The organism is Methylobacterium sp. JK268, from assembly GCF_054052225.1.
In genome coordinates this window covers 1-12,296 of record NZ_JBSVZN010000027.1, presented here as the reverse complement: position 1 = coordinate 12,296, position 12,296 = coordinate 1, and the positions used below count along the sequence as shown (strand labels likewise).

Annotated in this window: 9 protein-coding genes and 1 pseudogene; 2 read left to right on the top strand and 8 right to left on the bottom strand. The window is 73.9% G+C overall.

Annotated features, from left to right (window positions below; all coding sequences use genetic code 11):
• Positions 1 to 4: 4 nt before the first annotated feature.
• Entirely contained in the window at positions 5 to 313 is a 309-nt protein-coding gene (locus ACW9J6_RS24445; protein WP_457119044.1) for a hypothetical protein, read from the bottom strand.
• Between the two features lie 115 nt (positions 314 to 428).
• On the opposite strand from ACW9J6_RS24445, the gene ACW9J6_RS24440 reads away from it, so the two are divergent.
• Positions 429 to 1,493 carry an SDR family oxidoreductase gene (locus tag ACW9J6_RS24440; RefSeq protein ID WP_457119043.1) on the top strand — a complete coding sequence of 355 codons (1,065 nt, stop codon included), beginning with the start codon at positions 429 to 431 and terminating at the stop codon, positions 1,491 to 1,493.
• A gap of 55 nt (positions 1,494 to 1,548) precedes the next feature.
• Here the strand turns inward: ACW9J6_RS24440 and ACW9J6_RS24435 are convergent, their stop codons facing one another.
• The 6 genes from ACW9J6_RS24435 to ACW9J6_RS24410 all read right to left on the bottom strand — a co-directional run bounded on the left by ACW9J6_RS24435 (position 1,549) and on the right by ACW9J6_RS24410 (position 11,070).
• A complete protein-coding gene (locus ACW9J6_RS24435; protein ID WP_457119042.1) occupies positions 1,549 to 2,148 on the bottom strand; it encodes a hypothetical protein in 600 nt (199 codons plus the stop codon).
• Positions 2,138 to 2,605 (bottom strand): helix-turn-helix domain-containing protein, encoded by a 468-nt coding sequence (locus ACW9J6_RS24430; RefSeq protein ID WP_457119041.1) that lies wholly within the window; start codon positions 2,603 to 2,605, stop codon positions 2,138 to 2,140. The genes ACW9J6_RS24435 and ACW9J6_RS24430 overlap by 11 nt, the downstream gene beginning before the upstream one ends.
• Positions 2,606 to 2,684: 79 nt before the next feature.
• Positions 2,685 to 4,556 carry a DNA mismatch repair endonuclease MutL gene (gene mutL / locus ACW9J6_RS24425; protein ID WP_457119146.1) on the bottom strand — a complete coding sequence of 624 codons (1,872 nt, stop codon included), beginning with the start codon at positions 4,554 to 4,556 and terminating at the stop codon, positions 2,685 to 2,687.
• A gap of 179 nt (positions 4,557 to 4,735) precedes the next feature.
• Positions 4,736 to 7,621, bottom strand: coding sequence for an NHLP bacteriocin export ABC transporter permease/ATPase subunit (locus ACW9J6_RS24420; protein ID WP_457119040.1), 2,886 nt, complete (start codon positions 7,619 to 7,621; stop codon positions 4,736 to 4,738).
• The gene (locus ACW9J6_RS24415) at positions 7,618 to 9,795 is read right to left on the bottom strand and encodes an NHLP family bacteriocin export ABC transporter peptidase/permease/ATPase subunit (protein WP_457119039.1); all 2,178 of its coding nucleotides are present in this window, start codon (positions 9,793 to 9,795) and stop codon (positions 7,618 to 7,620) included. Before ACW9J6_RS24415 ends, ACW9J6_RS24420 begins: the two co-directional genes overlap by 4 nt.
• A 6-nt stretch (positions 9,796 to 9,801) precedes the next feature.
• On the bottom strand, positions 9,802 to 11,070 hold the full coding sequence (locus ACW9J6_RS24410) for an NHLP bacteriocin system secretion protein (RefSeq protein ID WP_457119038.1): 1,269 nt from the start codon (positions 11,068 to 11,070) through the stop codon (positions 9,802 to 9,804).
• Positions 11,071 to 11,262: 192 nt separating this feature from the next.
• Here ACW9J6_RS24410 and ACW9J6_RS24405 point away from each other — a divergent pair, with 192 nt between their 5' ends.
• Positions 11,263 to 11,781, top strand: a complete 519-nt coding sequence (locus tag ACW9J6_RS24405) for a hypothetical protein (protein ID WP_457119037.1) — start codon at positions 11,263 to 11,265, stop codon at positions 11,779 to 11,781.
• Positions 11,782 to 12,172: 391 nt separating this feature from the next.
• On the opposite strand, the pseudogene ACW9J6_RS24400 reads toward ACW9J6_RS24405, so the two are convergent.
• Positions 12,173 to 12,296: pseudogene (locus ACW9J6_RS24400) on the bottom strand (IS110 family transposase); the annotation flags it as partial.

Sequence of the window (12,296 nt, the reverse complement as noted above, 5' to 3'; positions counted from 1 at the left end):
CGGCCTATTTGTGCGGGGTCCCGGACTGGCTCCCCGGGCCGGTCCCGGGCGCGCCGCTGCCGGTCGGGTGCTGACTCACCGAGGTGCTGTTCGGACCCATATTGCCGCCGCTCGCGCCCTGTGTGCCGGTCGAGCCCATGCTGCCGGGATTGTTGCCGCCGATGCCGCTGCCGGGGGGCTGGCTCGCCATGCCCGAGCCGGTATTCCCGGAGGATGCGGGGGCCGCGCCCGCGCCGTTGTTGATGCCCTGCGCCAGGGCGGGCGCGGTGAGCAGCGCGAGGGACGCGGCGGCGGCAAGGATCGGCTTCGTCATGCGGTCGTCTCCGTGAGGATGCGTCGGGCAACCGCGGGCGCGCGCCGCCGTTCCGGCACCTTCTCGCCGCGCGCGGCGTTGTCCCGGCATCGCGTCCCTTCGCACAACGGGATCCATGACCCAGACGGCACTCGTGGTCGGCGCCAGCGGCATCGTCGGCAACACCCTCGCGCGGCACCTCCTCGACACCGGCTGGTCGGTGGCGGGCCTCGCCCGGCGCCCGCCGACGGACCTGCCCGGCCTGGTTCCGGTCGCCGCCGACCTCCTCGATCCGGGGAGCCTGCCGGCCGCCCTGGCGGATCTGCGGCCGAGCCACGTCTTCTTCGCCACCTGGGCGCGCCAGCCGACCGAGGCGGAGAACATCCGGGTCAACGCCGCGATGGTGCGCCACCTCCTCGACGCGGTGCGGCCGGCGGGGAGCCTGCGGCACGTCGCCCTCGTCACCGGGCTCAAGCACTATCTCGGGCCCTTCGAGGCCTACGGGAAAGGAAGCCTGCCGCCGACGCCCTTCCGCGAGGAGCAACCGCGGCTCGCCGTCGAGAACTTCTACTACGCGCAGGAGGACGAGGTCTTCGCCGCCGCGGAGCGGGACGGGTTCGGCTGGAGCGTGCACCGGCCCCACACGATCGTCGGCTTCGCCCTCGGCAACGCCATGAACATGGGCGTGACGCTCGCCGTCACCGCCACGCTCTGCCGCGAGGCTGGCCGGCCCTTCGTGTTCCCGGGCTCCGCCGCCCAGTGGAACGGCCTCACCGACATGACCGACGCGCGGCTCCTCGCGCGCCACCTCGCCTGGGCCGCGACGGTGCCGGACGCCCGCGACCAGGCCTTCAACGTGGTGAACGGCGACGTCTTCCGCTGGAGCTGGATGTGGGGCCGGATCGCGGCGTGGTTCGGGATCGCGCCCGCGCCCTTCCCGGCGGAGGTGACGCCCCTCGAACGCCAGCTCGCCGATGCCGGCCCGCTCTGGGCGGACATCGCGCGCCGGCACGGGCTCGTGGAGCCGGACCTGTCGCGCCTCGCCTCGCCCTGGCACACCGACGCGGATCTCGGCCGGCCGATCGAGGTGGTGACCGACATGAGCAAGAGCCGGCGCCTCGGCTTCCTCGACTACCAGCCCACCGACGACGCCTTCTTCGACCTGTTCGGGCGGCTGCGGGAGGCGCGGGTGATCCCGTGACGCACACCATCGTCGTCAGACACCTTCGGAAGGAAAGGGCTCTCGGGATTTGCTCTCAGGCCTGCAAGACGATGTCGCCGTCCGCGTCATCTGATGCCGGATCGGACTCGTAGGTCTCCACGCCGGCGACGAACGTCGTGAGTCCGATCGTCCGGAGCAGACTCTTGTACGTTTCCGAGGTCGGCGCGGTCCTGGTCAGATTGACTTGCGCCTGACGCGTGAACTCCAGGACGGCGGCGGAATCGCGGTCCAGTATCCGCTTCAGGAAACGGTCCGGCGACAGCACCTCCACACCGTGGGGGCCGAGGGCCTCCACGTCAAAATCCGTCAGATTCCATGTCACCAGGACCGACGGGGCCACATGCACGGCCGCCGCCGCGACGTGGCGGTCCTTCGGGTCGGTTCTGCCGAACGGTATCGCCGCAATGGCGGGGAGCCATGCATCCGGGAAGTGCCGCCGCATCAACGGCACCGTTCTCCTCTCGCACCTCGTCCTCTGATCGGGTTCGACGTTCCGGAGCCATTCCTCGATGACGAGGTCCGTCCAGAAGACCCGGAACACGTCCTGATGGGCGAGTTGCAGGAGCAGATTGCGTTGATGAGGAGACCAGAGGACGTTCGCATCCGCGACGACGTTGAGCAGGTCAGACGGCACGCGGTGCCGGTTCCTGCTGCTCGTCCGTGTCCTCGCTCAAGGCCCTGGACGCGGCGCGCCGTTCCTCCTCGAAGTGGCGCAGCGCCAGCACGTCCTTGTAGAGCACGCGTCGATGCGACCCGACCTGCCGGAACGGCAGGCGCCCCGTCTCCATCCGGTGGTAGACGACCGGCCTGGAGACGCCGAGAATCCTTGCGGCGGCCTCGGGGGACAATTCGGTGTCCCGCGATCCCAGCATGATCTCGTCGGCCTCGGCGAGACGGGTCAAGGCGGCTTCCAGGGCATTCATGGCGGATTCGGTCAGCGAGCCGACCGTCTCGCCGAAGGGGCCGCACAGCCTCAGGCCGCCCGCCCCTCGAACGCCTTCGCTCCGGAACGCGCGGATTTTTTCGGCGAGACGCGCGTTCGCCTCGCGATCCCCCGTGGGGGACGGAATGACGGACACGGCGTCGGCCATGAGGACCTCCAGCGAGAATATCTGTAACAAGTGTAAGCCGCTTGGCCCCCTTGGCAAGGGTCACCGAACCGTCGCGCCCTCAGCGCCGCCCGAACAGCCGCTCGATGTCGTGGAGCTTCAGCTCCACGTAGGTCGGGCGCCCGTGGTTGCACTGGCCCGAGAGGGGCGTGACCTCCATCTCGCGCAGGAGCGCGTTCATCTCCTCGGGCCGCAGGCGCCGCCCGGCCCGGATAGAGCCGTGGCAGCTCATCCGCGACAGCACCGCGTCGAGGCGCCGCGCCAGCGGGTCGGCGCCGCCCTCCTGCAGCACGTCGACCACGTCGGCGAGGAGCGCCCGCAGGCTGCCCCCGGCGAGGGCCGCCGGCACCTCGCGCACCAGCACCGCGCCGTGCCCGAACGGCTCCAGCACGAGGCCCAGCGCCGCGAGGTCCCCGGCGGCCTCCGCGAGGCGGTCGGCCTCGGCGGGGTCGAGTTCCACCACGTCGGGGATCAGCAGCATCTGGCGGGCGATGCCGCCTTCCGCGCGCTCGCGCTTCAGGCGCTCGTAGACGAGGCGCTCGTGGGCCGCGTGCTGGTCGACGATGACGATGCCGTCCTGCGTCTGCGCCACGATGTAGGTCTCGTGGAGCTGCGCCCGCGCCGCCCCGAGGGGATGGGCGGGCGCCTCGGCCTCGGAGGCCGGGCGGGCATCGGCCGCGGGGGGCAGGGCCTCGTGGGCAAAGCTCGCCTGCGCGGCCTCGCCGAACCCGGCGGGCGCGCTCCCGAAATCCTCCGCGAACGACTCGACCCGGCCGCTGCCGCGGGGCGAGACGGCGGGGGGATCGGGGCGGCGCAGCGGCAGGACCGGGGAGCGGGCCGGGGCCGGCATCGGCGCCGGGGCCGGGCGCAGGCTCTCCAGGGTCTTGGCCGCCACACTCGCGGCGCTGCGCTGGCCCTCGCGGCGCAGGGCCTCGTGGATCGCGCTCACGATCAGGGCGCGCACCAGGCCCGGCTCGCGGAACCGCACCTCGGTCTTGGCCGGGTGCACGTTCACGTCGACCTGCGTCGGGTCGCAGGTGAGCGCGAGCGCCAGGACGGGATGGCGGTCGGAGGCCATCACGTCCGCGTAGGCCCCGCGCACGGCGCCGAGCAGCAGCCGGTCGCGCACCGGGCGGCCGTTCACGACGAAGTGCATGTGGGTCGCCGCCGCCCGGTGGAAGGTCGGCAGGCCGATATGGCCGTCGAGCGCGAAGCCCTCGCGCTCCAGGCTGAGGGGCGCCGAATTCGCCGCGAAATCGGCGCCGAGGACGGCCGCGAGGCGCCTGAGCCAGGAGCCCGGCCCGGCCTCGGCCGGGAGCACGAAGCCGCCCGCCCCGCCCTCGGCCCTGAGGGTGAAGCGGATCTGCGGATGGGCGACCGCGAGGCGCCGCAGGATCTCCGCCACGGCCCCGGCCTCGGCCCGGTCGGATTTCAGGAATTTCAGCCGCGCCGGGGTGGCGGCGAAGAGGTCGGTGACCTCGACCCGGGTGCCGCGCTCGGCCGCGAGCGGCCGCACCGGGCCCTTGATCCCGGCATCGACCACGAGGCCGTGGCCGCTCGCGGCCTCGGCCGTGCGCGAGACGAGGGAGAGCCGCGCCACGGCGCCGATCGAGGGCAGGGCCTCGCCCCGGAAGCCCAGCGTCTCGATCCGGTCGAGGTCGCCCTCGGGGAGCTTCGAGGTGGCGTGGCGCTCGACGGCGAGCGCCAGATCCTCCGCGCTCATGCCGATGCCGTCGTCCACCACCCGGATCAGCCGCCGTCCCCCGGCCTGAATCGTCACCTCGATGGCCGATGCGCCCGCATCGATGGCGTTCTCGACGAGTTCCTTGACGGCGGCGGCGGGCCGCTCGACCACCTCGCCGGCCGCGATGCGGTCGACGAGCACCGGGTCGAGGCGGCGCACGGTCGGTCGGTCGGAGGAGGGGCTGGGCATCCCCGGAATATAGGGGGTGGCGGGCCGGGACGCGATCACCGGGCGGGATCGAGGATGCCGCGCCAGCGCCATCGTCGAGGATGGAATGTCTTTGCCGCCGAACAGGACACCCGTTCGTCCGCATGGCGGCCCCGAGTCCCCGGATCGCGCGCGGGCTCCCCGGCCGCGTTCCGCGGGCGCTACACCAATTGCCGCCGGGCGAACTCCGCGAAGGCCCCTGGTGCGGCGGCGAGGTCGTCGTAGCGCCCGCTCTGCACGATGCGGCCGTCGACCAGCATCAGGATCCGGTCGGCCTCGCGCACGGTGCTCAGCCGGTGCGCGATGACGAGGCGGGTGACGTTGAGGGCGGAGAGGGAGGCCCCCACCACCGCCTGGGCGCGGTTGTCGAGGGCGCTCGTCGCCTCGTCGAGGAGGAGAATGCGCGGGCGCCGCGCGATGGCGCGGGCGATCAGCAGGCGCTGGCGCTGGCCGCCCGAGAGCGTGTTCACCCCCTCGGCGATCACCGTGTGCATCCCCATCGGCATCGCCCGGATGTCGTCCTCGAGCCCGGCGAGGCGCGCGGCCTCCCAGGCCTGGTCCAGGGGCAGCTGCACGCCGCCGCAGATCGCCTCGTAGAGGCTGCCCGTCCCGAGCCGGCCGTTCTGCAGCACGACGCCGAGCTGGCGGCGCACGGCGCCGACATCGAGCGTGTCGAGCGCCTTGCCGTCGTAGAAGACCGCGCCGGATTCCGGGACCTCGAAGCCGAGCAGCAGTCGGAACAGCGAGGATTTTCCGCTGCCCGAGGGGCCGACCACCGCCACGGACTCGCCGGGCGCCACGCGCAGCGAGACCGAATCGAGCACCGGCGGGCCGGACGCGCCGTACCGGAAGGTCACCCGGGACAGTTCGATCGCGCCCGACAGGTCCCCCGGCGACTTGCGGTCAGCGCCGATCTCCGCCTCGGCGCGCAGCAGCGGGCGCAGGCGGGTGAGGTGCGGGATCGCCACCAGCGCCTCGCTGACGCCCGACGCGAAGGCGCCGAGCGCGGTCATCGTCTGGCCGAAGGCCGCGAAGAAGGCCAGGAACGCCCCGAGGTCGCGCGACAGCGGGCTGTCGAGCGCCTGCGCGGCGGCGAAGAGCGTCAGGGTCGCCAGCGTCGGCAGCGCGGTCTCGGCCACGGCGAGGCCGTTGCCGACCCGCTGGGCGGCGATGAAATGCGCCTTCTGGCCCGCGAAGAGCCGCGACCAGACCGCGAGCGCCCGGACGGAGGCGTCGGCCACCCGCAGCTTGCCGATGCCGGCGACGAGCTGGAGCAGGAAGCCCTGCACCCGGCCCTGGTCGTCGAAGTGGCGGCTCTCGTGGAGGAGGCGCAGACCGCTCGCCGCGAGGACCAGGCTCCCGCGCAGGAGGGCGAGACCGGTCGCCACCAGAGCGAGCACAGGGTCGTAGACCAGCATCAGGCCGATGCTGAATCCGCACAGCAGGCCCGCCAGCAGGCCGCGCAGGGCGCGCCCCGTCAGCAGACGGCGCACCGCGTCGACGCCCATCACCCGGTTGACGAGGTCGCCCGCCGTGTGGTCGCGGAACAGGGCCGCGCGCAGCCGCAGCAGGCGGTCGATCATCGCCGCCTGCAGCGTCCAGTCGATCAGCCCTTCGAGCCGCAGCAGGGCGAGGCTCTCGGCCACCTGGACGGCGGCGCCGGCCAGAGCCGCGACGGCGAGCGCGAGGGCGCAGACCGTGACCTGATCGAGTTCGCTGCGCGGAATCGCCGAGGCGACGAGGGCCTGCGTGACGAGGGGCACGGCGAGGCCGAGAAGGCCCGTCGCCAGGGCGGGCAGGACGAGGCCGAGGAGCTTGCCCCGGGCCCGGCCCGCCGCGAAGGCGAGGAGGTCGCGAAGCCCGAGCGCCCGGCCGGGCAGCGTCGCGAACAGGCTCGCGGCCTCGGGGGCGAGGTCGGCGGCGAGCGCCGCGTCGACCCGGCGGCGCTCGCCCGTGGCCGGGTCCGCCAGGACGTAGCCCCGGCGCTCGCGCAGCAGGGCGACGGGCGCCCCCGCCTCGCCCCGCCAGCCGAGGAGGGGCCCCACATCCTCCCGCCACCACGTCCCGCGCAGCCGGGTGCGGCGCACCCGCAGGCGCGACGCGCGGGCGATCTCGACCACGTCCGCGAAGGCCCGGTCCTCCCTGCGGCGGCCCGGCGGCCGGGCGAGGGACGCCCGCAGCGCCGCGGCGACGAGGGCGCAGGCCGCCATCAGCGGGTCCTCCGGGTCGACCGGGATCCGTGCCGGAGCGGCCGGCCGCGCCACGATCGCCCCGAGGCGCCCGAACAGCTCCGCGGACCGGGCGGCGCCGAGTTCCGCGCGCCTGGCGAGACGGCCGGCGTCGCGCGCGGGCGCGGCCGCCACGGCGTCGTGCAGGCAGGTCATCGCCACCTGGTGGAAGCGGTCGAGGGCCCGCGCGAGGCGCTCCCCCTCCGGAGCGGCCACGAGCGCGAGGCGGCAGCCTTCCGGCCCGGCCGCGACGCTGAGCCCGGCCGCGAGCGGCAGCGGCGGATCGCCGGGGCGCAGGATCGCGCGGCTCCCCGCGATCGCCGCGCTGCCGGCCGCCACCGCCACCCAGCGCGGGGCGCGGGCCGGCCCCCGCCGCCGCTCCCCCGGCTCCAGCGCCTCGGCCTGCGCCGCCTCGCGCAGGTCCCAGGCCGGGGCGGGGCCGGCGACCCGTGCCGCGAGGCGCAGGATCCAGGTCTCGACCCGCTCGGGGCGGCTCCAGGCGGCCCCCGCCTCCCGCACCGTCGTGCCGGGCGTGCCGACCGCGATCACCTCCAGGACCGCCCCGGACGCGTCGGTGTCGGCCGGGATCGCCGGGATGATCTCCCCGGCCTCGACCCGCAGCAGCGGTCGGCGCGCGCCCGCCGCGCCGTCGCGGATCTGCACCGCGAAGAGGTCGGCGTGGCCGCCCGTCACCAGGAGGGGCCCGGCGCGCGCGGCGAGCCGCTCCGGGCGGCGCCCGTCGAGGGGGCGCTCCGGCACCCCGCCCGGATCCTCCACGAGGGCGAGCCCGCCCGGCGGCCGTGCCCTCGCCTCGGTCATGACTGGGCCACCAGCTCCGCGTAGAGGCCGCCCTGCGCCATCAGCGCCTCGTGCGTACCGCGCTCGGCGATGCGGCCGCGCTCCAGCACCACGATCTCGTCGCAGTCGCGGATGGTGCTCAGGCGGTGCGCGATGATGATGCAGGTGAGGCCGCGCCGCCGCAGGTTGTCGTCGATGCGCTTCTCGGTGACCGGGTCGAGGGCGGCGGTCGCCTCGTCGAGGACGAGCACGGCGGGGTTCGGCACCAGCGCCCGGGCGATCTCGATGCGCTGGCGCTGGCCGCCGGAGAAGTTGGCGCCGTCCTCCAGCACCGCGCAATCGTAGTTGCCCGGCCGCGTCGCGATCTCCCCGTGGATGGCCGCGTCCTTGAGGGCGAGGGAGAGGTCGGGCTCCGGCACGGTCGGGTCCCACAGGGTCAGGTTGTCCCGCGCCGAGCCCTCGAACAGCACGATGTCCTGGTCCACGTAGGCCACCGATTGCGCGAAGACCTCCGGCGGGATGTCGGCGAGGCGCCGCCCGTCGATCCGCACCTCCCCCGACCAGGGCCGGTTGAGGCCGCAGATCAGCCGGCCGAGGGTCGACTTGCCGCTGCCCGAGAGGCCGACCAGCGCCACCCGGCTGCCGGGCGCCACGCTCAAGGACAGGTTCTCGATCAGCGGCGGCTCCAGCACCGCGTAGCCGAAGGTCACGTCGACGAGGTCGACCCGCCCGGCGAGGCGCGGCGGCGCCGGCGGCAGGGCGGGGTCCGGGGCCGCGACGGGGTTGGGGTAGTTGGCGACGTCCTGGATCCGCTCCAGGCCGCCCCGGATGGTCTGGATGCCGCCGATCTGGCCGACCAGCGTGGTGATCGGCTCGGAGAAGCTTCCCATCAGCGACTGGAAGGCGACGAGGCTGCCCAGCGTCAGCGAGCCCTCGATCACCCGCAGCCCCCCGAGGCCGAGGATCGCCGCCGTGGTGAGGCCCGACAGCAGGGTCGGCACCGCGTCGAGCCAGGCGGCGGTGGCCCCGAGGTCGCGCTCCGCGTTGAGGGTGCGGGCCTGGATGCCCGACCATTGCCCGAAGGCGTCGTCCTCCAGCCCGCTCGCCTTCAGGGTCTCGATCGTGCGCACCGCGCCGATGGTGCTGGCGAGGAGCTTGCCGCGCTCCAGCGCGAGGCCGCGGCTCAGGTCCTCGCGGTGCCGGGCGATCAGGGCGAGCGCCACCACGTTGAGGAGCGCGAGCCCCACCCCGATCGCGGCGAGCGGCAGGTCGTAGGCCGCCATCGCGGCGGCGAAGAAGACGACCGAGACCAGGGCGAGGGCGTTGGTGACGACGCCGCCCGAGAGGAGCCGCGCGATCTCCTCGTTGACCGCGGCGCGGGCCGCGATGTCCCCCGCGTGGCGCTGGGCGAAGAACTCCATCGGCAGGGCGACGACGCGCCAGAGGAAGCGGCTCGTCATCACCACTTCGAGCTTCGTCTGCAGCCGCAGGGCGAGCGAGCGCTGCAGGCCGGTGACGGCGGCCCGGAACAGGGCGGTGAGGCCCATGCCGATGAGGAGCGGCACCAGCCAGCCGGTGGAGCGCTGGATCAGCACCTCGTCGACGAAGACCTTGGTGAAGCCGGGGATCAGCAGGCCGGGCACGATCAGGATCAGGCTCGACGCCACCAGGAGCCCGACCGCCGCGCGGGCGCTGCCGAGTTCGCGCAGCAGCAGGCGCAGGCCCTGGGGGGGCCGGCCGATCCGCCGGAACTCCGCGGCCGGCTCCATGGCGAGCGCCACCCCGGTGAAGGCGAGGTCCAGCTCCCGCAGCGTGACGCGGCGGCGCCCGACGGCCGGGTCGTTGAGGTGGGCGTGCCCGCCCCGGATCCCCTCCAGCACCACGAAGTGGTTGAAGTTCCAGTGCAGGATGCAGGGCATCGGCAGGTCGGTCAGGGTCGCGGGCTCGCGCCGGAACCCCGCGGCGGACATCCCGAAGCGCCGTGCCGCCTTGACGATGTTGCTCGCCTTGCTGCCGTCCCGGGACACGCCGCAGGCGACGCGCAGCTGCTCCAGGGGCACGAAGACCCCGTGATGGGCGAGCACCATGGCGAGCGCCGCCGCCCCGCACTCCACCGCCTCCATCTGCAGCACGGTCGGCACCGCCCGCACGCGCCGCGCGAGGAGGCCGCGGAGGAAGGGGAGGGGCGGGACCACGGCGCGCTACCCGACGAGGCCCGTCAGGCGCTTGAGCATCGGCACCAGCAGGTCGAGGGGGCGCTGCTGGCGCGTCGTGATCTCGGCCCGGGTCAGGGTGCCGCTCGTCAGGCGCAGGTCGGGGCCGCCTCCCACCGCCCAGCGGTAGCCGCTCGGGGTGTCGGGATCGGGCTGCAGGCGCACGAGCGCGGCGTAGGGCGCCCCCTCCTGCGAGAAGCGGGTGACGAGGCTGTCGTTGTGCAGGATCGCCGCCATGCCCTGCGGGGTGATGGGGAAGTCCGAGATCGACACCACCGTGCCGACGAGCGTGCCGTATTCCTCGCGCTTGACGGTGCTCGGCTCCAGCCGCACCTCCATGCCGGGCCGCACGGTCTTGCCCTTGTCGGCCGGGATGTAGATCACCGCCTCCAGCGCCCTTCCCTCGCTCTCGACCGCGAGCACCGGCATGCCGACCGCGAGCACCGAGCCCGGCGAGACCTTCACCTCCAGCACCCGCCCCTCCATCGGGCTCAGCACCTGGGTGTTGCGGCCGAGTTCGCCGGCGAGCTGATCCATCTGCCGCCGGGTGTCGTTGAGGCGGAACTGCGAGTCCTGCAGCTCGCGCTCGCGCTGCGTCTCCAGATCGCTCTTCTGGCTGCGCAGCTTCAGCACCTCGTTCTGCGCGTCCTCGCGGCGCTGGCGTGCCTCGGTGAGGTCGCGGCGCCGCTCCTCGACCACGCGGCGGGTGGTGACGCCCTTGGCGAGCAGGGATTCCAGGTTCTTCACCTCGGTGGCGAGGTAGTCGACGCGCTGGTCGGTGGCCTGGATGATCTGGGTGAAGGCCTCCTCCAGCTTGGCGAAGTTGCGGGCCTTGGTGGCGAGCTCGGCCTCGGTCTTGGCCTTGAGCGTCGCGTGCTCGCGCTCGCGCTCGCGGTGGACCTCGACGGCGCTACGGTAGCGCGCCTCGATGTCGGTCTGGGCGATGCGCGCGATCACCTGGCCCTGCGCGACGTGGTCGCCGACCCCGACCTCGATCGCCGCGAGGCGCCCGGGCGCGGCCGAGACCGCGTCGACCACCCGGCCGCCGACGCTGACCAGGATGCCGGCCCCGGCCGCCCGGCTCGGCAGGCGCCCCGCGACGCCCCAGGCCAGCGCGCCCGCGAGCACCATCACGCTCACCGCGGCGAGGATCCAGTCGGCCGGGCGCGTGATGCGCACGAGGTGGTCGAGTTCCTCGGGAGACGAGGCGTGTTCCAGCGCGGTCGCCCGGAAGGTCCGCTGCGGGGATGTCGTCATGGCACCTCGTGCGGACCGTTCCGCCCCGGCCGCGCGCGGACGCGCACAATCGAGAGCGCCGTGCGCGAAGCCGATCCCGTCTGAACGACCGGTACATCCGGCCGCGAGTGTAGTAGCATTTCGCCCGCTGGCCAGTCCGAACCTGTCCGGATCAAGTCCGGACGCGATCGTCCTGCAGAAGAGGAGCCTGCGATGCGGAGCGGGACGGGCGCGGATCGACGGACCGCGCGATCGGGCCGGGTCCTCGTTCTGGCTGGCGTGATCGCGCTCGCGGCGCTGCCGCGTGCGCAGGCCCGCCTCCTGAGCGCCGGCGACCTCGCGGCGGTCGCGCGCATCAAGCCCCTCTTCACCGACGTGGTGACCGATGTGGCGCGCTCCGCCCAGGACGCGGACGCCGCGGGCGCCGAGGGCGACTGCCTGCGCTCGACCCTGCGCGGGCTGCAGCAGATCGCGGACGAGTTGCGGGGCTACGAATCCCTCATCACCACCGCCGGAGACCTCAACGATTTCGGCGACGACGAGGCGCTGCGCGGCGTGCTGCGCTTCGCGGTCGACAACGCCCTCAAGGTCCTCGACGCGGAGCGGCGGCGCCTCGGCGACCTCGCCGAGACCTGCGCCCGCTCGCCCCTCGCCTCCGGCAAGACGCGCCAGGCCCTCCAGTTCATCGACAGCACGCAGGCGATCCTGCGCTCCGTCCAGCCCCGCCTGTGAGGGGGGCCGGGCGGGCGCGTCGAACCGCTCCGCGGACGCTTACTGCCAGCGCGGCGGCAGCGGCTGCGGGTTCAGGCCGCCGGAGACCCGGACGAGGTCGGACTCGTTCAGGGTGCCGGTCTGCGGCAGGGCGGGCTTCTTCTTGGTCATGTCTCTTCTCCTCATTGACACGACTTGGCGTCGTCCGAAGACAGTGGACGAGATGGCGGTGCGGGGATGTGCCGTGCGGCACGGGCGCCGGGGATGTTCGAAGACACCCTCCTCTCGCCGTTCACACTTCGCCGGATGAGGCGCGGGTTTCCCCTCTCCCCGCGTGCGGGGAGAGGGCTGCGGACCCCTTGTCGGGTCCGCAGCGAGCCCGAAGGGCAAGGGTGAGCGACTGTCTGGCGTGTCAAGTCTGGGCGGCGAGTTGGGCGCGGACATCACGGGCCTTGGCGTTGAGGCGCACGAGCAGCTTGTGGGCGAGAGCGATGCGGATGACCTTTGGGGGCTTTCCGGCTTGGCGCAACCGTTGG

Excerpts from the sequence above, each read along its gene's own strand:
- ACW9J6_RS24445 (WP_457119044.1), bottom strand. The coding sequence starts at position 313 with ATGACGAAGCCGATCCTTGCCGCCGCCGCGTCCCTCGCGCTGCTCACC.
- ACW9J6_RS24440 (WP_457119043.1), top strand. The coding sequence starts at position 429 with ATGACCCAGACGGCACTCGTGGTCGGCGCCAGCGGCATCGTCGGCAAC.
- ACW9J6_RS24430 (WP_457119041.1), bottom strand. The coding sequence starts at position 2,605 with ATGGCCGACGCCGTGTCCGTCATTCCGTCCCCCACGGGGGATCGCGAG.
- mutL (WP_457119146.1), bottom strand. The coding sequence starts at position 4,556 with ATGCCCAGCCCCTCCTCCGACCGACCGACCGTGCGCCGCCTCGACCCG.
- ACW9J6_RS24420 (WP_457119040.1), bottom strand. The coding sequence starts at position 7,621 with ATGACCGAGGCGAGGGCACGGCCGCCGGGCGGGCTCGCCCTCGTGGAG.
- ACW9J6_RS24410 (WP_457119038.1), bottom strand. The coding sequence starts at position 11,070 with ATGACGACATCCCCGCAGCGGACCTTCCGGGCGACCGCGCTGGAACAC.
- ACW9J6_RS24405 (WP_457119037.1), top strand. The coding sequence starts at position 11,263 with ATGCGGAGCGGGACGGGCGCGGATCGACGGACCGCGCGATCGGGCCGG.